Raw genomic sequence first — 22341 nt, 5'->3', positions numbered from 1 at the left:
TGACCATGGGCATCCGCATTCACCACCTGCGCAAGCAGTTCGAGACCTTTACCGCGCTGGACGACATCACCCTGGATGTGCGCCAGGGCGAGTTGCTGGCGTTGCTTGGGCCTTCCGGCTCGGGCAAGACCACACTGCTGCGTATCATGGCCGGGTTGGAGCATGCCGATGGCGGGCAGGTGCTGTTTGGCGATGAGGATGCCACCCGCATGAGCGTGCAATCGCGCCGGGTCGGCTTCGTGTTCCAGCATTACGCACTGTTCAAGCATATGGACGTGTTTGAGAACATCGCGTTCGGCCTGCGCGTACGTCGCGGCAATGAGCGTTGGGCCGAAGCGCGCATTCGTGCACGCGTGGAAGAACTGCTGGCGCTGGTGCAGCTGCAGGGTCTGGAACAGCGTTATCCCACTCAGCTTTCCGGCGGTCAGCGGCAGCGCGTGGCGTTGGCGCGTGCGCTGGCAATCGAGCCGCGCGTGTTGTTGCTCGACGAGCCCTTCGGCGCGCTGGATGCGCAGGTGCGCCGCGATCTGCGCCGCTGGCTGCGCGAGCTGCACGAGCGCACCGGCCTGACCACGGTGTTCGTCACCCATGATCAGGAAGAAGCGCTGGAATTGGCCGACCGGGTGGCCATCCTCAACCGCGGCCGCATCGAGCAGCTCGACACACCGGCAATGATCTACGACAAGCCGGCTTCGCCATTCGTATATTCGTTCGTTGGGGCAGTGAACCGGATTCCTGGCGTGCTGGCGCAAGGCCAGATCCAGGTGGCGGGGCATGCACTGCCGCTGGCCAATGCCGCGTTGGCGGCGGGGCCGGTGGAGGTCTATGTACGGCCGGAAGATCTGGTGCCCGATGAGGCTGGCTGGCCGGCGACGGTGGCGTGGTCGCAGCGCAGCGGGGCACGCCTGCGCCTACGCGCAACGCTGGAGCCCGCCGGCAACGAGGTGGAAGTGGAACTGCCGGCATCGGCTGGCAGCTTCCAGCCGGGGCAGCAGTTGCGGCTGGCGGCGCGGCATTACGGGGTCTTTCCTGCCGTTTGATCGTCAGCGATGCTCCCCCGCGCATGGGCGAGGATGCCCGCCGTGCGAATGGGCGAAGCGCTTGGCTCGACCAGCAGATGGGCGGTAGCGGCGACGACACCGGGACCTGGCGGACTGCGGTCTGGCCTGACGTGGTGTAGGGGAATGCGGCGATGCAGACTGCATCTCAAGAAGCGGTTTCTGGAGTCGATGACGTTGCCGGTAGCACTCCGATCGGCCTCTGACGCGCCGAGGGTGTGCGCTGTGTCAAGCGAGCGATACTTTTATGTTGCGCTGCAATGGCAGTCCAACTATGAAGTGAAGTCAGTTCCGATTCGCGCGATTCGATCACCCATCGCTCTAGGAGATGCCCCATGAAGATGTCTACGCTTGCTTGTTGTCTCTTGCTGTCGCTGAGTGCCGCGCCGTTGGCGCAGGCGCAGGAAGAGGAAGCCCCCGTGTCGCCGTTCACCGGCACCTTTGCAGTCACCAGCGACTACGTGTTCCGCGGTGTGTCCCAGACCAACGGGGATCCCGCATTCCAGGCCGGGCTGACCTACAAGCATCCGTCCGGCTTCTACGCGGCCGCCTGGACATCCAACGTCGATCCCGGCGAAGGCGATCCGGACTGGGAAGTGGATGCAACGGTCGGCTATGGTGTCGAACTGGGCAAGCAGTGGGACCTCGATGTCGCGGTCACCCGCTACAACTATCCGGGTGCGGGCGAGACGAACTACAACGAACTGGTCACCAAGACGACGTTCCTGAAGACCTACAGCCTCACCGTCGGATACACCAACGATCTGTACGGCACCAAGACCGACGGCTATTACTATGCGCTGGATGCCAACTGGCCGTTGCCGCACAAGTTCAGCATCGGTGCGCATGTCGGGCACACCCGCTACACATCGGCGCTGAAGCAGGTGGATCACGACTACGACGATTACGCGATCACCGTCGGCAAGAGCTTTGGCCCGCTTGCGTTGAGCATCGGCTACTACGATACCAGCGAGCCTGTCGAATTCGGTTTCGGTCGTCCCAATACCGAAGGCCGGACCGTCGCCACCGCCACGGTGACCTGGCCGTGACCCGGCTGCACTGAGCGAACACACAAAAGGCGCCCTCGGGCGCCTTTTACGTTCAAGCGGTTTGTGCGGTCAATTCCAGCTCAGCACCACCTTGCCGGCCTTGCCTTCTTCCATCAGGTCGAAGCCTTTCTGGAAATCGTCGATCGGCAACTGGTGGGTCAGCACCTTCTGCAGCGGGAAACCCGACAGTACCAGTTGGGTCATCTTGTACCAGGTCTCGTACATCTTGCGGCCGTAGATGCCTTGCACGGTGAGGCCCTTGAAGATGATCTTGTCCCAGTCGCAACCGGCGCCGCGCGGCATGATGCCGAGCATGGCGATCTTGCCGCCGTGGTACATGCAATCGAGCATGTCGTTGAACGCGCGCGGGTTGCCGCTCATTTCCAGGCCCACGTCGAAGCCTTCCATGTGCAGATCGGCCATGACGTCCTTGAGCGAGGTCTTGGAGACGTTGACCACGCGCGTGGCGCCCATGTCGGCGGCCAGCTTGAGACGGAAATCGTTGACGTCGGTGACTACCACATTGCGCGCGCCGATGTGCTTGCAGATGCCCGCGGCAATGATCCCGATCGGGCCGGCACCGGTGATCAACACGTCTTCGCCGATGACGTCGAACTCCAGCGCGCAGTGCGCAGCATTGCCGTAGGGGTCGAAGAAGGCGGCCAGCTCGGAGGGAATCTGGTCGGGAATCGGCCATAGGTTGCTGGCCGGCATCACCATGTATTCGGCGAAGGCGCCATTGACGTTGACGCCGATACCCACCGTGTTCGGGCACAGGTGCGGCCGGCCGCCGCGGCAGTTGCGGCAGTGGCCGCACACGATGTGACCTTCGGCCGACACGCGCTGGCCCACCTGGTAACCGGTCACTGCCGAACCGAGCTCGGCCACGCGACCGACGAACTCATGGCCGATGGTCAGGCCGGGTTTGATAGTGCGCTGGCTCCACTCGTCCCACAGGTAGATGTGCAGATCGGTGCCGCAAATGGCGGTCTTTTCCAGCTTGATCAGCACGTCGTTGGGGCCGGGCGTCGGCACTGGCACCTGTTCCAGCCAGATGCCTTTGTTCGCTTCGCGCTTGACCAGCGCCTTCATCGTCTGCGCCATCTGGCGGGCCTGCTGAGTAAAAGTAAGTCGGCAATTATAAGCGTCGCGGCAGGGAAGCCATGCGGCGGTGCAAGAACCAGGCTGCGGTGATGCCTGCCGTTCGGGTGGGTGGTGGCGAAGGCGGAGCTGGATAGGTTGGGGGCCGCATGCGTGGGTTGGCTGGCGACTGCTGCCCCCATCCGCCCTTCCCGCCCTTTCCCCGCTAGCGGGGGATGGGCGGGAATGCCAAAGAAGCAGAGGAAGTCGAGAGGCCGAATAAATCGAGAAAGCGAGAAGGATTGTGTCGGGGCAGGCAGCGGCGGATCGATGCAAGACGCCAGGCGATCGGCTGCATGCCTTCTCCCGCGTGCGGGAGAAGGTGGCGCGCAGCGCTGGATGAGGGGCGCCTCAGGCATCAAGGCAGTCTGCTATCCAGCGGAGTCGCCATGTGCCTCGCGTGCGCCCATATTCTCGCCCCAACCCCTTGCCCAGCCGGAGAGGGGCGATTGCAGGGCTGCTCAGAACTTCACATCCAGACTCATGAAGTACTGCCGCGGTGCGCCAACCACCATGGTCTGGTTATAGCCATCCGGATCGGAGGCGACGTAGCCGTTGGTGCCGGTGCTGGCGAAGTAGCGCTTGTCGGTGAGGTTGCTGACGTTGAGCGCGAGGGCCACATCCGCCACACCGCCGACACGGCCGAAGTCGTAACGCGCGCCGGCATTGAACAGCCAGTACGACGGCACCTGCGAGTCGTTGAGGAAGGTGATGTAGCGCTTGTCCACGTACTTGCCATCCAGATCCAAACGCAGGTTGCCGATCTGATAGCTGACGCTGGAAGAGAACATCAACGCCGGGATGCCGACCACATCCTTGCCGGACGTCGCGACCACACCGTTGTTGAGGTAATCGTCCTGGTAACGCGAGCGGTTCCACGAGAGCGAGTTCAACCAGCTCAAGCCTTCGGTCGGGCGCCACATCAGTGCCAGATCCGCACCGGCGCTTTGCACTGCGCCGACGTTGCTGAGAATCGAGGCGCAGGTCTGCACCGCGGTGCACGGGGAGGTGGTCAGCAGGCGATTGGAGAACTTGGTGAAGTAGGCATCAGCCGACAGCTGGAACTGCGCATCCTGCACGCGATAGCCCACCTGCACGGTCTGCGATTCTTCCGGCTCCAGCGTGGAGCGGCTGCGGTCGAAGGCGGCTTGCGAGGTGGCGAACGGGGTGAAGCCGAAGGCGGCGATGTTCTTGCTGTAGGACGCGTAGAGGTCCTGGCGCTCATCGAGTTTGTAGTTCACGCCCACCTGCGGCAGGAAATTATCTTCGGCACGGATACGGCCTTGCGCCAGTGCGGTGGTCGGCACCAGCGATTGCGCGCGCGTGGTGGTGTTGAGCGCCTTTGCGCCGTAGTTCAACGTCAGCCGGTCGTCGAGCAGGCGTACGGTGTCCTGCAGGTACAGCATGCGGGTCTGGGTGGTGTAGCGCTGCAGGAAGTCGCGGCGAAACGGCGTCTGCGCTTCGTACACGTTGTACAGGGAGGTGTATCCCTGGTTGCCGAGCGCGAAGTAATTGCGGCCCTGCGAGGTGCGCGCGTTTTCTGCCCATGCGCCCACTTCCAGATCGTGATTGCCCCACGACCATTTCAATGCGCTGGTGCCGCCGAAGCGGTCCAGGCCGTAGTCGGTGGTGCGCATCGACAATGGAATGTCTGCAGAGGTGCGCACATACGGCGTCACCCATTGCCCTTCGCCACGATTGCCGTGGTAGTAGCCGCTGGCATCGAGCGTGGCGCCGCCAAACACGAAGGTGCCCGACAAGCCGGCCAGATTGTCGCGGCGCAGGCCGCCACCGGCGTAGTAGCTGGCATCGAGCCAGCTGTAGTCGCTGGGCAGGCCAGCTAGCGATTGCGGGTAGCCGTTGGCCACGCCGCTGGTGGCGCCGGTGTTCTGATAAGCGCGTGCCATCTGCACGGCGGTAGCCCAATCCGGCTGCAGGTAATCGTAGTCCCAGCCGAGCGCGCGCTGGCTGGTCAACGACAGATCCATGTAGTCGTATTCCTTGCGCCGCGAGGTATCCACGAACAGGCTCAGACGGTTGCCGTCGCCCCATTGGTACACCGTCTTGAGATTTGCCTGCTCGGATTTTTGATCGCCATAGCCCTTCCACTTGTCGGTGCTGGCATTGGCATAGGACAGATATGCCGATAATCCATCGCGATCGCCGGTGTCGGCACGTACGAAGGTGCGGCGCGTTGCGTCGCTGCCCACCGTCTGCACCAACCGCGCGCCGGGCGTGGTCAGCGGATCGGCCGAGTAGAACTGCATCGTGCCGCCCAGATTGGTATTGGACGCAGTGCCAAGTGCGCCGGCGCCTTGCGCAATCTCCACCGACCCGAGGTTTTCCGAAATGATGGCGCGCGTGATGTGCAAGCCATTGGTCACGCCGTAGCTCATGTTGCCGAGCGGAATACCGTCGAGCGTATAACCCAAGCGACTTTGATCGAAGCCATGCAAGGTGACCTGTGTGGACCATTCGTACGTGCCAAACGGATCGGCGGACTGGAACTGCACGCCCGGTAGTTTTTCCACCGCCTTGAACGCGCTGCTGCCGGGTGTCAACTGCTCGATGTCCTGCCGGCTGATGCGCTGCACCTGGCGCGTGCTGCCTTGCGACACCACGTTGATCGCATCCAATTGCGTGGCATTGGCATTGGCATCGGCCGGCAGCGCTGTCTCCGCCGGAGCAACGGCAGCCGGGTCGGCCGGATCGGCCGGCGACGCGGCCTGCGCGATGACGGGAAACAGCGTTGCCAGGGCAAGCGCCAGCGGAGTGACATGAAAGCGACAAGCGGAAGTCATGGGGGAGTCCTGTTCGGGCAAAGCTGAGGGCGGATGCACGGCGTAAAGCCGGCGTTTCGCGACGCAGGGTGTCAACGGCTCATGAAACATTGATGACGGTGGCTGTCGCAAAACTGTCGCGCTTGCCCGCTATACGTGTGGACGTACGCGTCCTTTTCTGCAGGTTTTGCCGCCATGACGTCTTCCCCTTCGCGCCGCGATTTCCTCAAGCGCGTTGCTGCGCTCACCGCTGCTGGCGCCTTGCCATCGTCGATCGGCCGCGCGCTTGCGCTGCCAGCCAACTCGCGGACCGGCACATTGCGCGATGTCGAACATGTGGTGATCCTGATGCAGGAAAACCGTTCGTTCGATCATTACTTTGGTGCACTGCGTGGCGTGCGTGGTTTCGGCGATCCGCGCGCGCTGCAACTGCGCGATGGTCATCCGGTATGGAGTCAGCCCGCAGCCGATGGACGACGCCTGCTGCCGTTTGCGTTCGATTCGCAAAATACCTGCGCGCCCCTGATCAAGAGCCTGGATCACTCCTGGAAGGCCGGCCATGGGCAGGATCCGGTCCGCTGGGCCGAATACGATGCGTGGGTCCCGTACAAGGGCGAATTGACGATGGGATATTTCCAGCGTCACGACATCCCTTACTACCACGCGCTTGCCGACGCGTTCACCATCTGCGATGGCTACTACTGCTCGCTGCACGGACCGACCAATCCCAATCGCATGTATCTGTTCACCGGTACCAGCGGCCCGAGCGTGGGAAACTTCGGTGCGCAGGCAGTGACCAATGCCGACGATGGCAACTGGACCGCGGACATGGCGCGCGACGCGCTCGGCTATGCAGCGCTGGAATGGACCACGTACGCACAGCGTCTGCAGGCCGCCGGCGTGGACTGGCGCGTGTATCAGGAATACGACAACTTCGGCTGCAACTCGCTGGCGTATTTTTCGCACTATCGCGATCTGCACACAGACGACGAGCGTTACCAGCGCGCCCGTGCATGCGTGCCCGGTTCCACCGCGGACAATGCCGCCACCACCCAGGCCGAGCATCTGGTTGCCGCGATCGCCGCCGATGTGCAGGCCAATCGTCTGCCGCAGGTGTCGTGGGTCATTCCGCCCACCGCCTATTGCGAACACCCGGAAGCCCCGCCTGCGTACGGCGAGTCGCTGGTGGCGCGTTTGATCGATGCACTCACCGCCAATCCGGAGGTGTGGGCAAAGACCGCGTTGATCATCAATTACGACGAAAACGACGGCTTCTTCGATCATGTGCCCGCGCCATTGCCGGCACTGGACACACGCATGGGCCGCAGCAATGTCGACACGCGCGGCGAGGTCTACGACGGCTTGCCGATCGGTCTGGGTGTTCGCGTGCCGATGCTGGTGATTTCACCTTGGACGCGCGGTGGCTGGGTCAACTCGCAGGTGTTCGATCACACCTCGGTACTGCGCCTGCTGGAGCGGCGCTTCGGCGTGGCCGAGCCGAACATCAGCCCGTGGCGTCGGGCGGTGAGTGGCGATCTCACCAGCGTGTTCGACTTCCGCAAGCCGGACGATTCGGCATTGAGCGCGTTGCCGTCGGTCGACGACTATCGCGCACGTACGGCTGCCGTACGCGATAAACCGCAGCCGGCGCCACCCACCGCCGCAACGATGCCGAAGCAGGAGCCAGGACAACGTCCCGCGCGGGCGCTGCCATATGCCTTGCAGGTGCACGCACGCGTGCACCATGCCGTAGGCCTGCAGTTGCAGTTCATCAATAGCGGCGCAGCTGCAGCAGCGTTCAACGTCTACAGCAGCGCTGCCAGCGGCGGCCCGTGGTACTACACGGTGCTGCCCGGCACGCAGCTGGACGATGTGCCGGTCGGGGCGACACAGCACGGTGCGTACGCTTTGCGTGTGCATGGGCCCAATGGCTTCCTGCGCGAATTCGCTGGCGAGAGTTCACCGACCTCCACGCCATCGGCAGCGCCGTGGGTAGATGCGCGGCAGGATGGCGACGCATTGGTGCTGGAGATCGGCAATGCGGGGCAGCACGCATGCACCTTGCAGCTACGTGCGCTGGACTACGCAGATCCAACCGAACGCACGTTGCAGTTGGCCGCAGGTCAGCGCGAGGCCATTCGCTTCGCGCTCGCCGCCAGCGATCACTGGTACGACCTTGTGGTCGAGCAACCGGGTAGCGCCTTCCGTCGCCGGCTGGCCGGGCATCTGGAAACCGGCAGGCCCAGTCGTAGCGACCCTGCGTTCGGCCGCGTCTAAGCCGACGCTCAGCCCCGGTATGCTGCGGGCCGATCATCTGGCGCGTGCTGCGCGCCGACCATGTCTGCGTGTCGAGAGAGCACGCGCAGACCCTGCCATCAGTCATGGGGTAGTTCGCAGACGCCAGCGTTACACTATAACGAAAATAACCCTGGGGCTGTGGATGCGTCCGAACCTACTTGCTGTTTCCATGCTGGCCGCGCTGGCAGTGACTTCATCTGCACAGGCTGGCGAGGGGATGTGGGTTCCACAACAATTGCCGGAGATTGCCGGCCCACTCCAGCAAGCAGGCTTGCGTCTTGCGCCGCAGCAACTGGCCGACCTGACCGGCGATCCGATGGGCGCCGTGGTGTCGCTTGGCGGCTGCACCGCCAGCTTCGTGTCGCCGCAAGGGCTGGTGGTGACCAATCACCATTGCGCCTACGGCGCGATCCAGCTCAACTCCACTCCGCAGAAGAATCTGATCCGCGACGGCTTCAGCGCCACCAGCGTCGGCGCGGAACTGAGCGCCGGGCCGAACGCGCGCATCTACGTGCTCGACCGCATCACCGACGTCACCGAGCAGGCGAAGGCCGCGATAGCCGGCGCCGGTGGCGATGCGCTCAAGCGCACCCAGGCGCTGGAAACGTTCGACAAGGCACAGGTCGCGGCCTGCGAATCCGAGGCCGGCTACCGCTGCGAGCTATACAGCTTTTCCGGCGGCAATACCTACCGGCTGTTCCGCACGCTGGAGATTCGCGACGTGCGCCTGGCCTACGCGCCGCCATCGGGAATCGGCAAATTCGGCGGCGACGTCGACAATTGGATGTGGCCGCGCCACGCGGGCGATTTCTCGTTTTACCGCGCCTATGTCGGCAAGGACGGCAAGCCTGCCGCCTATGCCAAGGACAATGTGCCGTACCGTCCCAAGCACTTCCTGAAATTTGCCGACCAGCCGCTGGGCGCTGGCGACTTCGTGATGGTTGCCGGTTATCCGGGCCGCACCAATCGCTACGCGCTGGCCGCCGAATTCGACAACACCGCCAACTGGGCCTATCCCACCGCCGGACGTCAGTACCGCGACTTGATCGCACTGGTCGAGCAGGCCGGCAAGCAGGACCCGGATATCCAGGTGAAGTACGCCGCGACCATGGCTAGCTGGAACAACGCAGCCAAGAACTACGAAGGCCAGCTGCAGGGTTTCACGCGCATCGACGCGGCCACGCAGAAACAGGCCGAGGAACGCGCGGTGCTGGCCTGGCTCAAGCGCCAGGGCCGCGACGGCCGCGGCGCGCTGCAGGCACATACGCAATTGCTGGCACTGGACGAGCAGGCCAAGGCCACGCGCGACCGCGACTTGTTCCTGCGCCAGATGCGCCGTACCGGTGTGCTCGGCAGCGCGCTGTCGCTGTACCGGCTGGCAATCGAACGCGCCAAACCTGACGCCGAACGCGAACCAGGCTACCAAGAGCGCGACCTTCCGGAGATTGAGGGCGCGCAGAAGCAGATGGAGCGTCGCTACGTCGCCTCGATGGATGGGCAGTTACAGCGCTACTGGTTCGACCAGTATCTGAAGCTGCCCGCTGCGCAGCGCTTGCCGGCGCTGGACCGGTGGCTGGCCGGCGCCGACGCGCAGGCCGCCGCGGCGCGACTGGCCGGCACCACGCTGGGCAGCACTGAAGAGCGCTTGAAGTGGCTGCATGCCGACCGCGCTGCGTTCGAGGCCAGCGACGATCCGGCGCTGCGCTATGCGGTGGCGCTGATGCCGGCGCTGCTGCAGATCGAGCGCGAGGAAAAACGTCGCCAAGGCGAGGAACTGCTGGCGCGCCCGCGCTATCTGCAGGCGCTGGCCGACTACAAGAAGAGCCAGGGTGAGTTCGTCTATCCGGACGCCAACTCCTCGCTGCGCATCACCTTCGGTAACGTCAAGGGCTACACACCCAAGGATGGCATGGCCTACACGCCGTTCACCACCTTGGAGGGAGTAGCCGCCAAGGACACCGGCGTCGATCCGTTCGATTCGCCCAAGGCCCTGCTGGATGCGGTCAAGGCCAAGCGCTATGCCGGCCTGGACGACAAGCGCCTGGGCACGGTACCGGTCAACTTCCTGTCGGACCTGGACATCACCGGTGGCAACTCCGGTTCGCCGGTGATGGACGCGCAGGGCAAGCTGGTCGGCCTGGCATTCGACGGAAATTGGGAGTCGGTGAGCAGCAACTGGGTCTTCGACCCGGCAATGACCCGCATGATCGCCGTAGATAGTCGTTATCTGCGCTGGATCATGACCGAAGTCGCCCCGGCACCAAAGCTCTTGAAGGAACTCGGCGTGCGCTGACGCGGCCGGCCAGCGGGGCGGCGGCAGGGGTTATGATGCGGTCCGGTTTCGCTGCGGCGAGCCGGTCCCTCCCCCAAGGAACTCCCAGCGCATGCGCATCCTGCTTGCTCGTCACGGCGAGACGCCGTGGAACGCCGAAGGCCGTTACCAGGGCCAGATCGATATTCCGCTGTCGCCGGTCGGCGAAGGCCAGGCGCGCGCATTGGGCGAACGGCTGCACACGCTGCAGATCGATCGCGCAGTGGCGTCGCCGTTGTCGCGCGCGCAGGCTACTGCCAAGGCCGCACTGGGCGCTTCGCGCGAGGCACTGCTGCAGACCGATGCCGACCTGCAGGAAATTGCGCACGGCGAATGGGAGGGCCTGCTGGCCAGCGAGATCAACGACAAGGATCCCGCGCGTCTGCGCGCCTGGCGCGAAGAACCCGACACCGTGCTGATGCCAGGCGGCGAATCATTGCGTCAGGTGCTGGACCGCAGCTGGCGCGGCCTGGTGCGCGCCGCCGATGGACTGGGCGCTGACGACACCTTGCTGGTGGTCGCGCACGACGCGGTCAACCGCGTGATCCTGTGCAAGATCCTGGGGCTGCCGCTGTCCAAGCTGTGGAGCTTCCGCCAGGCCCCGACCACACTCAATCTGCTGGAAGGCGAGGACGTCGAGCACCTCGAAGTGGTCCGCCTCAACGACTGCGCCCACCACACACCGTTCTTTGGCGAGGCCAAGCATCGGGCGTTGTAGCGTCTGGCAACGTCGGCGCAGGTCTACCAGGACGGAGACGAGTCATCATGGACATGTCGCGGTACACAGGAAGTCTGCGGCTCGCCTGCCTCTTTCTGACATTCTCGTTTTTTCTGCTAGTCCACTAATTTCAGGTTTCTTCCGCCGACGAATGCATTAATCGATCTGACCTTTGTGGTCGCATGTGTTGCAGCTGCGATGTTTTTTTCCTTGTTGCTCTGGGCCAATGCAACTGGCCGGCTTCAACGTCAGATCGAAGGACATGGTGTCGGTAGCGTCATGTTCCGATGGTCGTTGCTGGGGATCGTCATTGCGATGCTGGGATGGGCATTGATTGTCAGACTCGGTCCCTGGGGATGGACACAAGTCTTTGGCGATGTGTACTCAGAAGATGTCGTGATCCGCTCGGCGTCTGGGAGTTTGCTATGCCCGCATGCGGTGACCGTGGACCCCATGCCGCGTGGGGCCCCGCAACGGCTTTGTATGTTGGCTGGTGAAGCTCCTGATTTGGGTGGCGGACATGTACAGGCAGTGATCGAGGGGAAACGCTCCGCTGCTGGCTCCACAGTGCGCAATCTTCATCTCAATGCCACCCATCAGTGATTGGGTCGTGACCTGCCGTCCTGGATGACGTGATGTGGTCGCTCAGGTGATGACTTGCGATTTCATCTTTGCCTCATGCGCATCATTGCCCGTCAGGAAACTAAGAGCGGCTAACAGAACGTAGCGAGCAGTCGTCAGGTGGGTGTGGGCGGCGCGCTCAGAACCGGAGTGTACGTGTGGTCCATGCCGATTCCGAGCACCGACCGCGTCCGCCTGACTGCTGTGCAGTAGCTTTGTTAGCCGCTCTAAGGTGCGTTGCCTCGCCAGCGCCATCTGCCCAGGCCATGCACCCAGTGTTGCGACCGTTGGTAGGCCACGCTGGCGTCACAAACGCGATAATGTCGGCCGCACGACATCAGGTAACCCCATGACCACCCCCACTACGCTCTCCGACTGGCTCGCCTACATCGAGCAGCAGCATCCCAGCGCCATTGCCATGGGCTTGGAGCGTGTGCGCGAGGTCGCCGTGCGGCTGCAGATCGAAGCGCCTGCAACGCACGTCATCGTCGTGGGTGGGACCAATGGCAAGGGCTCGACGGTGGCCTTCATCGAGGCGATCGGCCGTGCCGCCGGCTGGAAGGTTGGGGCCTACACCTCGCCGCACTTGCTGCGCTACAACGAGCGCGTGCGCATCGATGGCGAGGAGGTCAGTGACGCGCAGTTGGTGGATGCGTTTGCTGCGGTCGAGGCGGCACGCGGCGACACGGCGTTGACCTATTTCGAGTTCGGTACGCTGGCAGCGCTGTGGTTGTTTCAGCAGTCTGCGCTGGAGCTGGCCGTGCTGGAGATCGGCCTGGGTGGCCGCCTGGATGCGGTGAACATCGTCGATTCGGATGTGGCGGTGATCACAACCGTCGATATCGACCATACCGATTGGCTAGGCGAAGACCGCGAGGCGATCGGCACCGAGAAGGCCGGCATCATTCGCGCCTGGAAGCCGGTGGTGCTGGGCGAGATCGACCCGCCGTCCAGCGTGTTGCGGCGCGCCTACCAGCTGGGTGCCAATGCGATCCGTGCCGGCAGCGATTATTTCTTCGAGCCAATCGACACACCGCACGCCGAGAGCCCGCAATCCGATGCGCCACGCTGGCGCTGGCGCGATGTGGCAGTGACACTGGAATTGCCGATGCCGGCATTGCATGCGCCGATACAGCTGGCCAATGCGGCCGCGGCAATCGCCGCATTGCAGGCGTTGCCGGTCGAGGTGCCCGCTGCAGCCTGGGCGCAGGGCATCGGTAACGCGCAAGTGGCCGGCCGACTGCAGCGCCTTGAGGTCGATGGCGTGCAGGTCTTGCTGGATGTCGGCCACAACCCGCAGGCCGCGCGCGCGCTGGCCGCCGCGCTCGGTGCGCCGGCGCATGCCGGCAGCACCTATGCGATTTACGCCGCATTGGCCGACAAGGATGTGCTGGGCGTGGTGGAGGCAGTCGCTGCGCAGATCGATCACTGGGTGTTGGCGGGTCAGGAGGGCGCGCGCGGGCAATCGGCGCACGCGTTGCAGGCCCGTCTGCAGGGCAGTGCCGCCGCGCAGGCGCCGTGCCATCGCGACGTTGCCAGCGCAGTGCGCGCGGTCCTGGACATGGCCAGGACCGGCGACCGCGTGCTGGTGTTTGGCTCGTTTCACACCGTTGCCGACGCGCTGAACGCACTTCGTTCAGCCCACTAGGGTCGGGGAGGTGGCGCCGGCCTTATAATCGCCGCGGCACCCCGCCACGCCTGTAGCGCTCTTTACTGTGGACACTGCTCTGAAACAGCGACTGATTGGCGCCATCGTTCTGGTGGCGCTTGCCGTGATCTTCCTGCCGATGCTGGTCAAGGGCCCCGCGCCGTCGAGCGGTGTGGCCGATGTGCCGCTTGAGGCACCCGCAGCACCCGCCAATGGCGAGTTCGAAACCCGCGAATTGCCGCTGGTCACTCCGGGCAATGCGCCGGCCGGTGGCGCGCTGGGCATGGCCGGTGCGCCGTCGCCGGTGCAGAACAACCCCGATGCGGCCGATCTTGCCGCCCCGTCCAGCACGCCTTCCGCGCCGGAAGTGGCCGCTGGCAATTACGCGGTCAATTTCGGTGCGTACGCCACCAGTGCCGACGCCGATGCGGTGATTGCGCGGCTCACGCAGGCGCAGTTGCCCGGCTTCAGCGAAAAAACCCAGATCAACGGCCGCCCGGCCTGGCGCGTGCGGATTGGACCGTATGCCGACCAGGCCCAGGCCGAATCGGCGCGCCTGCAGGCAGTGAAGGTGCGCAGCGACGTCAACGCCCAGGTGGTGACGTTGGATGCCAACGCCGCCGCTCCGGCGCCGGTCGCCAGCACACCAGCGCCGGCGACCGTCGCGAAACCTGGCAGCAGCGTAGCCGCCGCCAGCACCACCGCACCGACAAAGACCGAAAGCCTGCCGCCGGAGCCTGCCAAGCCGGTGGCCGCGCCCAAGCCGACCGAAGTGGCCAAGCCCGTGCCGGCCAAGCCCGAAGTCGCCAAGCCTGCAACCCCGACGCCTGCCGTCGCCAAGCCCGACATTGCTGCCAAGCCTGAGCCTGCCAAGCCGGCAGCTACCGCGCCGGCAGCGCCCGCGGCCAGTTCGGTCGGTTTTGCAGTGCAGCTGGGTGCGTTCGCGCGCGCCGAAGATGCCGATGCCTTGCGCGACCGTGTGCGCGCCGCCGGCTTCAGCGCCTTCGTCGAACAGGTGCGGACCGACAAGGGCGCGCTCAACCGCGTGCGTGTCGGCCCGGTCGCCAATCGCAGCGATGCCGAACAGTTGCGTGCCCAGGTTGCAGCCAAGGTCGGTATTTCCGGCATGGTGCGGCCACATCCGTAAACTGTGCGCCGGCCGCAAGCAAACGCGGCCGCTGCGCGTGTGGCAGCCGCTCGTACACTGCATTGCTGGCGCCCCGTCATGGGTCCGCTAACTGCCTGCACTGCGCGGCCCGCAGCCACTGGATTTCCGAACGCCTCGCACCCACGGAGGGGAGGGCAATGAAGACCGAGCCAGATTGCACGAGCGGCGTATGCGCCGCGCTGAGAGGTTGCCGATGATCGACATGGTGCTGGGCGTCATCATTCTGGTGTCGGCTTTGTTGGGCCTGCTGCGCGGCTTTGTCGCGATCGTGGTCGGCACGTTGTCATGGTTGCTGGCCGGCTGGGCGACCTTCATGTTCGGCGGCGCGGCCGCGCGCTGGCTGGCCGACGGCAAGCATCCGTCGGCTACCGAATCGTTCGGCGGTTACGCGATGGTGTTCGTCGGTGTGCTGATCAGCGTGGCGGTGATCGGCATGGTGATCCGCGCCGGCGTGGATGCGATCAAGCTCGGCGGCACCGACCGCATGCTCGGCTTCGGCCTGGGCGTTGTGCGCGGGGGGTTTCTGGCCAGCGTGCTGGTGTTGCTGATGGGCTTCACCCCGCTGCCGCGCGAGCCGGCATGGCGCCAGTCTGTGCTGCTGCCCATGCTGCAGCCAGGCGCAGGCTGGATGCGGGCGCAACTTCCGGCCTGGCGCATGCCGTCGATGGACATGCCATCCATGGAACTGGGCAACCTGCCCACGGAGTTGGGGAAGTTGCCTTCGACAGGCGATAATACGGACCTGGGCAAAATGCTGTCCGGGTCTGGACTGAGCGACACCGTGTCGCGGGCGCTTGGCAAACCCGGCAACGCCGCCAGCGACGGACGCAGTCCGGCGCAGGCGATGCCGGCCAACATCGATCCGGCGCAGGTTCGCGGCGGAGAAAGCGACCCGGCTCGGGTCGAATCCCAAGGCCAGGCACGGCCACCTTCACACTAACGGCGCAAGCCGAAGCGGAGAACGCGCACCATGTGTGGCATCGTCGGTATTGTCGGCAACCAGAACGTCGCCGGGCAGCTGTATGACGGCCTGACCGTCCTGCAGCATCGAGGGCAGGACGCCGCAGGCATCGCCACCGCAGACGGCACGCGCCTGCGCGTGCAAAAGGCCAACGGGCTGGTGCGCGATGTCTTCGACGAAAAGAAGATGGCGGTGCTGGAAGGCCGTGTCGGCATCGCGCATTGCCGCTATCCGACGGCAGGCTCGGAAGGCATGGACGAGGCGCAGCCGTTCTACGTCAATTCGCCCTACGGCATCGCGCTGGCCCACAACGGCAACCTGATCAACACCGAGGCCCTGCGCCAGCAGGTGTTCGAAGCCGACCGCCGCAACATCAACACCGATTCGGACAGCGAGGTGCTGCTGAACGTGTTCGCCTACGAACTGGACGCGCAGCGCATGCTCACCCCCGAGGCGGCGATCCGCGCGGTGGCCGGCGTGCACCGTCGTTGCAAGGGCGGCTATGCGGTGGTCAGCGTGGTGCTGGGCCTGGGCCTGGTCGCCTTTCGCGACCCGCACGGCATCCGTCCGCTGGTGCTGGGCAAGCGCGAGCACGCCGAAGGCATCGAATACATCGTGTCCTCCGAATCGGCGGCGCTGGACATCCTGGGCTATCAGCGCGTGCGCGATGTGCGTCCGGGCGAAGCCTTGGTGATCACCGCACGTGGCGAGTTGTTTTCGGAGGTCTGCGCCGCGCCGACCACCAATGCGCCGTGCATCTTCGAATATGTGTATTTCGCGCGTCCCGATTCGATGATCGACAACATCTCGGTGCACAAGGCGCGCATGCGCATGGGCCTGAAGCTGGGCGAGAAGATCCTGCGCCTGCGCCCGGATCACGATATCGACACCATCATTCCGATCCCCGACACCTCGCGCGACGTGGCGCTGGAGATGTCCAACGTGCTCGGGGTGAAGTACCGCGAGGGCTTCGTCAAGAATCGCTACGTGGGCCGCACCTTCATCATGCCGGGGCAGGGCGAGCGGCAGAAATCGGTGCGTCGCAAGCTCAACCCGATCCACCTGGAATTCCGTAATCGCGTGGTGCTGCTGGTGGACGATTCCATCGTGCGCGGCACCACCAGCCGGCAGATCGTGCAGATGGCGCGCGACGCTGGCGCGCGCAAGGTGTATCTGGCCTCGGCCGCGCCGCCGGTGCGTTACCCCAACATCTACGGCATCGACATGCCGGCCGCCGAAGAGCTGATCGCGCATGGCCGCAGCGAGCTGGAAATCCAGGAATTCCTGGGCTGCGACTGGCTGATCTACCAGGACCTGGAAGACCTGGAAGTGGCGGTGCGCGAGGGCAATCCGGACATCCAGCAGTTCGATTCCTCGTGCTTCAACGGCGAGTACATCACCGGCATCGAGCCTGGCTATTTCGAACGCATCCAGCAGTTGCGCTCGGACGATGCCAAGAAGCGTCGTCGCGCCTGAGTCGCTGGTGCGACGTAGCCGGCGGGCCAGTGCGGCTGCAGTGCTTGCCGCGTTGATGCTGGTCGGCTGCATCGGCCGCGATCCGGTAGCGGTCCACAGCGTGGACGACCCGCGTCTGCGCGACGGCAGCGTACCAAGCGGGCAGTTGACCGCGCTGCAACTGTCCATGGCCCCGGACCAGTTGGCGGTGCTGCAGCCCGGCTACAGCGCACCGCTGGCGATTGTCGGCGGCTACCGGATCGGCCAGGATCTACTCATGTTGCGACTGCGCGCGCAGCGCTCCTCCGATGACGTACGCGCCGATGCGCTGCAGTGGGGCTATGCGGTTGACTGCCGGGACGGCACGGATCGTCTGCTCGCCGCCGGCATCGGCGTCGATGCCGGCTGGCCCTCGCGCGCACCCGTGGCGGACATTGCCGAACCGACCATCACCGACCGCCGCCGCGCGTTCGCCCTGGCCTGCGCGCATCGTGTGGATTGCGAGCTCAAGGTGGCTGGCAACCGTTGCGAGCAGGCCGCGCGCGCCTGGCTGGATATGCGCCAGGCGCCGCCGCGCGCGCCGGCAGTGTCGTGAACGGCGACCTGTACCAGGCCGCACGCGCCTGCCTGGACGCGGCCGACCCGCTGCACAAGGTCGCGCTGACCCAGCGCTACGCCGCCGCCTGGCGCGATGGCACGCTGAGGCGCGATGCCGATGCGCCGGCACCGTGCCCGATCCGCATGCCGGGCCGGCCCGCCACGCCGCTGCTGGTGCACCCGCGCGAGCTGCCGCGGCGTGGACTGGGCACGCCGGAAGGGCGTGCTGCCTTCATCCATGCCATCGCGCATATCGAACTCAACGCCATCGATCTGGCCTGGGATGCGGTCTACCGGTTCCGTGGTCTGCCCGAGGCGTTCTACGCCGATTGGGTGGCGGTGGCCGACGACGAATCGCGCCACTTCATGCTGCTGCGCGCACGCCTGCAGGCACACGATCGCGACTACGGCGACTTTGCCGCGCACAACGGCTTGTGGGAAATGTGCGAAAAAACCGCGCATGACGGTCTGGCACGCATGGCGTTGGTGCCGCGGGTGCTGGAAGCGCGCGGCCTGGATGTCACACCGGCGATGATCGTCAAACTGCGTTCGCTCGGCGATGCCGCCACGGCCGAGGTGCTGGAGACCATCTTGCGCGAGGAAGTGGCGCACGTGGCCGCCGGCTCGCGCTGGTACCGCTGGTATTGCGCACAGGCCGGTATCGAACCAAGGGCGCGCTTCAAGGCGTTGTTGCGCGAATATGCCGGCGGTTATCTGCATGGCCCGTTCAATCTGCAGGCGCGGCTGCTTGCCGGTTTCGACGAAGACGAACTCGCTGATCTGGTGGAGCAGGCCGGCTAAGGGCGTGATTCGATGCCGCTGTCATGCAGCGGCACACGCATGCCCTGTCGGGCCCGGGTCGCAGAGTGATGTAGGCGCGCTCGGTGCCATCCGCGCTTCGCAAGTTGCGCTGGTCGAGGCTGCGGTGTCCTCACCAATCGGAAGCGACGCAGCGAATCCATCCCTGCGGTCACCACGTCCTGCACGCGGTGAGAGGCACACGCCAGGGACTTGGTCGATGGCTCGCTCCAAAAGCCAGGCATACCGACCATCACGACCGGTCCTTGGCCGACCACCGTCGCGGGACCTGGTGCGGCATGGATGCTGCATAAGAGCCTGCATGGACGGATTCACCGCGCGTCCCGCGATGGTGGCAGCTAAGGGCCCTGCAGCCAAAGCACGGATCAAGCGCTTTGCAAGCGCCGCATGCAGCGCGCCTACACTTTCCAAGACAACCGTGGACCTTCTCGTTAGAGCGGCTGAGAAAACGCCGGGAACAACAAGCAGGGGGCTGTTGGCCGCGCCCCCAGAACTGGCATCCGACATGTCCATTCGATACAGGCCCAGCCAAATAACGGCGATGCCCGCCTGATCGACGCGCGTTGGCTGGCGAGCGGCGTTCGGTCTGTCGGTCTATCTGCGTACTTCGTCTGACTTCCACCGCTGCAACATCGGCGATGCAGCATGACGCGCGCGTCTTGCCGACACCCTGTCGACCGAAACTGTGCGCTACGTCGTCGCGCATGCGGCCGGAATCGCATCCAGTCATCGGTAAACATCACAGAACTGTAATTTTCTGTTGTAACAACTTGCATTCGGTAGATCGCAACGCGCCCTAATGGCGTCCCGGGGCAGGGGCCCGGTGTTTCGCATCCATAACTTTCATGTCTTAGGAGAGAAAGACGATGAAGTCGAAGTCGATGTGCACCACGATGGGTCTGATCGCCATGTGCTTGGCCGGTTCGGCCGCCGCTGCCGGCAAACCGCTGTATCAAACCGGTCCTGCGCTGAGCCGCAGCGCCACCGCCACCGCAGCAGCCGAACCTTCGCTGCAACGCGTGTTGAGCGCGCCGTCCACTGCCAATGCGCAGGTGGTCCAGCTCGATGGCGGTGCGGTGACCGCCGCGGAAAAATTGCTGGAACTGCAGCTGGATGGCCAGACCATCACCGCCACTCAGGCCAAGGTCGATGCGCTGGAAGGCGGCGATAGCGTGTGGTACGGCAACCTCGGCCCGCGTGCCGGCACTCGTGCACGCACGCTCTCGGGCGTCGACCCGCTGAACTCGGCCATCCTGGTGCGCAGCGGCGACACCGTCACCGGCACCATTCGCTACGCCGGCAAGCTGTATCGCCTGCGTCCGCTCGCCGATGGGCGTCACGTGCTGGTGCAAGTGGATGAGCAACGCATGCCGCAGGAGCATCCGGCTGACTACAGCTTGCTGCCGACGTTCGACATGCCCGGCGATGGACGCGTCACTGCCGCTGCTGCCTCATCAGGTAGTCCGGCGACCATTCGCGTGCTGGTGGTTGCCACCAACAAGGCCGTGACCGCTTACGGCGGCAACATGCAATCGCTGGTGCAGCTGGCGGTGGCCGAAGCCAACCAGGGCTACATCAACAGCAACGTCGGCATCACCTTGCAGCTGGCGCGCTACGAGACCACCAGCTATACCGAGACCGGCAACTTCACTACCGACCTGCAGCGCTTCCGCGTGACCAACGATGGCTACATGGACAGCATCCACACCAGCCGCAACACCTACACCGCCGATGTGGGCGTGATCGTGCTGGACAACAGCAGCTACTGCGGTCTGGCATCGGGAATCGGCTCAACCGCTGCAAGCGCATTCGCTTCGGTGTACTGGGATTGCGCCACCGGCTACTACAGCTTTGCGCATGAAATCGGGCATCTGCAGAGCGCACGCCACGATGCCACCAACGACCCAAGCACCTCGCCCTACGCTTATGGCCACGGCTACCGCTACGGCAACAGCTGGCGCACCATCATGGCCTACGATTGCTCCGGCGGCTGCCCGCGTCTGAACTATTGGTCTAACCCCAACATCAGCTACAACGGCGTGCCCATGGGCAATGCCAGCACCGCCGACAACCAACGCGTGCTGGTCAACACCAAGGCCACGATTGCCGGCTTCCGTTGAGTGTTGTGGACTGATCCAAGTCCGGCCCGGCACCGCAAGTGCCGGGCTTTTTGACTACACCCGCGCGCGTGGATCGCGCAGACTAGGCGCACCGGCGGTAACTGCCGGCCCTGTCCTGTCGAGCGGAGCTCTCATGTCCACGTCCCTGCGCTATGCGCTTGTTCTCCTGGCTGCGCTGGCGGCTGCCGGATGCAAGCAGCAACCGGCCGACCCCGTTGCCACGCAGCCCAAGCCTGCCGTTACCGCGCCTGCAGCGCCCGCCAGTGACCACGCGCAAACCCGTGCGTTGAAGATGCTTGAAGCCCGCTTGCAGAGCGACCATGTGTACCCGGACAACTGCATCAGCCTCATGGCCGAGGAAGGCGATGCGCCTTCGCCGGACGCGTTCGATTTTGCGGTGCGCGAACGCCACGGCGACGGTTGCCCTGGCGACCCGCAGACCAGCCCGGTACGCGACCGTTTCCGCGTGCAGGCGGATGGCACGTTGCTGTGGTACGACGTAGTGAATGCGGATTTCGTCGACTACTCCGAGCGTGCGCGAAGTATGCAGTGATGCGTTGCAGTCATTGATCGACAATGCAGACTGATTTGCGCGCAGATTTCAGCAAGAGCAATGACGCTCCTACGGAGCGGCGAGGCGGTCGCATAAGGCGCGCTTGAGAAGATCCGGCGCGCGCATTCGATTCAGCATCGCTGTGTCTTGCCAGTGCAGGCACAGCGTGTGGATGAGTTGCCTTACAACGCCAGCTGCTCCAGCGATACGCCATCGGCATCCACGCGCAAGACCGAGCCTTGCTCGTACCAGTCGCCCAGCACGATGCGCGTGCAGGTGTTGCCACCGGCTTGCAGGGTATGGATTGCAGGGCGATGGGTATGACCGTGGATCATGCGATCCAGCCCGTAACGTACGAAGGTCGCCTCCACCTCGGCCTGCGACACGTCGGTGACGCTTTCCAGCTGCGCCTGGTCGCCCTGCTTGAGTTCGGCGTAGCGGGCCTGACTTGCCGCACGCGCCTGCTGCGCGAAGGCCACGCGGGCGGCCAGCGGCTGCGCCAGAAACTGCGCCTGAAACACGGGGTCGCGCGTTTGCGCACGGAAGGCCTGATACGCGGTGTCGTCGGTGCACAGCAGGTCGCCGTGCAGCAGCAGCGTCGTATGGCCATAGAGGTCGATCACGGTGGGGTCGGGCAAAATGCGGAAGCCGGCGCGCTGCGCGTAGGCATCGCCCACCAGGAAATCGCGGTTGCCCGGCATGAAGAAGACCGGGACGCCGGCATCGGCCACCGCATGCAATGCCACCGCGACCTCATCGGCAGCGGTGGACGGGGTGTCATCGCCGATCCAGGCTTCGAACAGGTCGCCCAGGATGTAGAGCGCATCGCTGCCGGGTACCTGCGTGCGCAGGAAATCCAGAAACAACTCGGTGATCGCCGGCCGGGCCGGGTCCAGATGCAGGTCGGAAATGAACAGTGTCGTCATCGCGCCATTGTACGGCGGGAGCGCGGGGCGGTCAGGGGCGAGGACGGGAATTCGGGATGCGGGACTCCGGTCAGGATTCGAAATTGCGGGTTGGTGATTCCGGAATGGACGTTCGGGGG

Annotated in this window: 17 protein-coding genes and 1 other RNA gene; 14 read left to right on the top strand and 4 right to left on the bottom strand. The window is 64.7% G+C overall.

Translation table 11 applies throughout. The annotated features are described in order from the left end of the window. Window positions 1-5 precede the first annotated feature (5 nt). Both M0D43_RS05985 and M0D43_RS05980 read left to right on the top strand, forming a co-directional pair. Window positions 6-1040, top strand: coding sequence for a sulfate/molybdate ABC transporter ATP-binding protein (locus tag M0D43_RS05985; RefSeq protein WP_252163946.1), 1035 nt, complete (start codon window positions 6-8; stop codon window positions 1038-1040). Window positions 1041-1393: 353 nt separating this feature from the next. Further along, a complete protein-coding gene (locus M0D43_RS05980; RefSeq protein ID WP_252163945.1) occupies window positions 1394-2107 on the top strand; it encodes a TorF family putative porin in 714 nt (237 codons plus the stop codon). 69 nt (window positions 2108-2176) lie between these two features. Here M0D43_RS05980 and tdh read toward each other — a convergent pair whose 3' ends face one another. Both tdh and M0D43_RS05970 read right to left on the bottom strand, forming a co-directional pair. Beyond that, window positions 2177-3211, bottom strand: a complete 1035-nt coding sequence (gene tdh / locus M0D43_RS05975; protein WP_252163944.1) for an L-threonine 3-dehydrogenase — start codon at window positions 3209-3211, stop codon at window positions 2177-2179. A 497-nt stretch (window positions 3212-3708) separates the two neighbouring features. Then, on the bottom strand, window positions 3709-6138 hold the full coding sequence (locus tag M0D43_RS05970) for a TonB-dependent receptor (RefSeq protein WP_252163943.1): 2430 nt from the start codon (window positions 6136-6138) through the stop codon (window positions 3709-3711). Between the two features lie 84 nt (window positions 6139-6222). Between M0D43_RS05970 and M0D43_RS05965 the strand changes: the two genes are divergently transcribed. From M0D43_RS05965 to M0D43_RS05950, 4 genes are all read left to right on the top strand, one after another. Continuing rightward, a complete protein-coding gene (locus tag M0D43_RS05965; protein WP_252163942.1) occupies window positions 6223-8304 on the top strand; it encodes a phosphocholine-specific phospholipase C in 2082 nt (693 codons plus the stop codon). A gap of 238 nt (window positions 8305-8542) precedes the next feature. Further along, window positions 8543-10618: a S46 family peptidase gene (locus M0D43_RS05960; RefSeq protein ID WP_260808242.1), complete on the top strand. Its 2076-nt coding sequence runs from the start codon at window positions 8543-8545 to the stop codon at window positions 10616-10618. Window positions 10619-10709: 91 nt separating this feature from the next. Continuing rightward, window positions 10710-11354 carry a histidine phosphatase family protein gene (locus M0D43_RS05955; protein ID WP_252163941.1) on the top strand — a complete coding sequence of 215 codons (645 nt, stop codon included), beginning with the start codon at window positions 10710-10712 and terminating at the stop codon, window positions 11352-11354. A gap of 198 nt (window positions 11355-11552) precedes the next feature. Next, window positions 11553-11957, top strand: a complete 405-nt coding sequence (locus M0D43_RS05950; protein WP_252163940.1) for a hypothetical protein — start codon at window positions 11553-11555, stop codon at window positions 11955-11957. A 108-nt stretch (window positions 11958-12065) separates the two neighbouring features. On the opposite strand, the gene M0D43_RS05945 is transcribed toward M0D43_RS05950, so the two are convergent. Then, a non-coding RNA gene (locus M0D43_RS05945) (sX9 sRNA) lies at window positions 12066-12142 on the bottom strand. 182 nt (window positions 12143-12324) lie between these two features. Here M0D43_RS05945 and folC point away from each other — a divergent pair. The 8 genes from folC to M0D43_RS05905 all read left to right on the top strand — a co-directional run bounded on the left by folC (window position 12325) and on the right by M0D43_RS05905 (window position 21296). Next, the gene (gene folC, locus M0D43_RS05940; protein WP_260808026.1) at window positions 12325-13623 is read left to right on the top strand and encodes a bifunctional tetrahydrofolate synthase/dihydrofolate synthase; all 1299 of its coding nucleotides are present in this window, start codon (window positions 12325-12327) and stop codon (window positions 13621-13623) included. A gap of 67 nt (window positions 13624-13690) precedes the next feature. After that, complete coding sequence (locus tag M0D43_RS05935; protein ID WP_252163938.1) at window positions 13691-14770, top strand: SPOR domain-containing protein; 1080 nt, start codon at window positions 13691-13693, stop codon at window positions 14768-14770. 214 nt (window positions 14771-14984) lie between these two features. Next, window positions 14985-15731: a CvpA family protein gene (locus M0D43_RS05930; RefSeq protein WP_252163937.1), complete on the top strand. Its 747-nt coding sequence runs from the start codon at window positions 14985-14987 to the stop codon at window positions 15729-15731. A gap of 30 nt (window positions 15732-15761) precedes the next feature. Further along, window positions 15762-17228, top strand: a complete 1467-nt coding sequence (gene purF / locus M0D43_RS05925; protein WP_184623035.1) for an amidophosphoribosyltransferase — start codon at window positions 15762-15764, stop codon at window positions 17226-17228. Beyond that, on the top strand, window positions 17203-17802 hold the full coding sequence (locus M0D43_RS05920; RefSeq protein ID WP_260808025.1) for a hypothetical protein: 600 nt from the start codon (window positions 17203-17205) through the stop codon (window positions 17800-17802). Before purF ends, M0D43_RS05920 begins: the two co-directional genes overlap by 26 nt. After that, window positions 17799-18605 (top strand): ferritin-like domain-containing protein, encoded by an 807-nt coding sequence (locus M0D43_RS05915; protein WP_252163935.1) that lies wholly within the window; start codon window positions 17799-17801, stop codon window positions 18603-18605. The genes M0D43_RS05920 and M0D43_RS05915 overlap by 4 nt, the downstream gene beginning before the upstream one ends. An 884-nt stretch (window positions 18606-19489) precedes the next feature. Further along, window positions 19490-20743, top strand: coding sequence for a zinc-dependent metalloprotease (locus M0D43_RS05910; protein WP_260808024.1), 1254 nt, complete (start codon window positions 19490-19492; stop codon window positions 20741-20743). Window positions 20744-20876: 133 nt separating this feature from the next. Further along, window positions 20877-21296: a hypothetical protein gene (locus M0D43_RS05905; protein ID WP_252163933.1), complete on the top strand. Its 420-nt coding sequence runs from the start codon at window positions 20877-20879 to the stop codon at window positions 21294-21296. A gap of 182 nt (window positions 21297-21478) precedes the next feature. On the opposite strand, the gene lpxH is transcribed toward M0D43_RS05905, so the two are convergent. After that, window positions 21479-22222: a UDP-2,3-diacylglucosamine diphosphatase gene (lpxH, locus tag M0D43_RS05900; RefSeq protein WP_252163932.1), complete on the bottom strand. Its 744-nt coding sequence runs from the start codon at window positions 22220-22222 to the stop codon at window positions 21479-21481. Window positions 22223-22341: the final 119 nt, after the last annotated feature.

This window comes from Xanthomonas prunicola, assembly GCF_025266575.1.
GTDB classification, from domain to species: Bacteria; Pseudomonadota; Gammaproteobacteria; order Xanthomonadales; family Xanthomonadaceae; genus Xanthomonas; species Xanthomonas prunicola.
The sequence above is the reverse complement of the archived record's forward strand: the minus strand, read 5'-3'. Positions and strand labels throughout refer to the sequence as shown.

Excerpts from the sequence above, each read along its gene's own strand:
- tdh (WP_252163944.1), bottom strand. The coding sequence starts at position 3,211 with ATGGCGCAGACGATGAAGGCGCTGGTCAAGCGCGAAGCGAACAAAGGC.
- M0D43_RS05950 (WP_252163940.1), top strand. The coding sequence starts at position 11,553 with ATGTTTTTTTCCTTGTTGCTCTGGGCCAATGCAACTGGCCGGCTTCAA.
- M0D43_RS05955 (WP_252163941.1), top strand. The coding sequence starts at position 10,710 with ATGCGCATCCTGCTTGCTCGTCACGGCGAGACGCCGTGGAACGCCGAA.
- M0D43_RS05905 (WP_252163933.1), top strand. The coding sequence starts at position 20,877 with ATGTCCACGTCCCTGCGCTATGCGCTTGTTCTCCTGGCTGCGCTGGCG.
- lpxH (WP_252163932.1), bottom strand. The coding sequence starts at position 22,222 with ATGACGACACTGTTCATTTCCGACCTGCATCTGGACCCGGCCCGGCCG.
- M0D43_RS05930 (WP_252163937.1), top strand. The coding sequence starts at position 14,985 with ATGATCGACATGGTGCTGGGCGTCATCATTCTGGTGTCGGCTTTGTTG.
- M0D43_RS05970 (WP_252163943.1), bottom strand. The coding sequence starts at position 6,138 with ATGTTTCATGAGCCGTTGACACCCTGCGTCGCGAAACGCCGGCTTTAC.
- folC (WP_260808026.1), top strand. The coding sequence starts at position 12,325 with ATGACCACCCCCACTACGCTCTCCGACTGGCTCGCCTACATCGAGCAG.
- M0D43_RS05985 (WP_252163946.1), top strand. The coding sequence starts at position 6 with ATGGGCATCCGCATTCACCACCTGCGCAAGCAGTTCGAGACCTTTACC.
- purF (WP_184623035.1), top strand. The coding sequence starts at position 15,762 with ATGTGTGGCATCGTCGGTATTGTCGGCAACCAGAACGTCGCCGGGCAG.
- M0D43_RS05980 (WP_252163945.1), top strand. The coding sequence starts at position 1,394 with ATGAAGATGTCTACGCTTGCTTGTTGTCTCTTGCTGTCGCTGAGTGCC.
- M0D43_RS05965 (WP_252163942.1), top strand. The coding sequence starts at position 6,223 with ATGACGTCTTCCCCTTCGCGCCGCGATTTCCTCAAGCGCGTTGCTGCG.
- M0D43_RS05960 (WP_260808242.1), top strand. The coding sequence starts at position 8,543 with ATGTGGGTTCCACAACAATTGCCGGAGATTGCCGGCCCACTCCAGCAA.
- M0D43_RS05910 (WP_260808024.1), top strand. The coding sequence starts at position 19,490 with ATGAAGTCGAAGTCGATGTGCACCACGATGGGTCTGATCGCCATGTGC.
- M0D43_RS05920 (WP_260808025.1), top strand. The coding sequence starts at position 17,203 with ATGCCAAGAAGCGTCGTCGCGCCTGAGTCGCTGGTGCGACGTAGCCGG.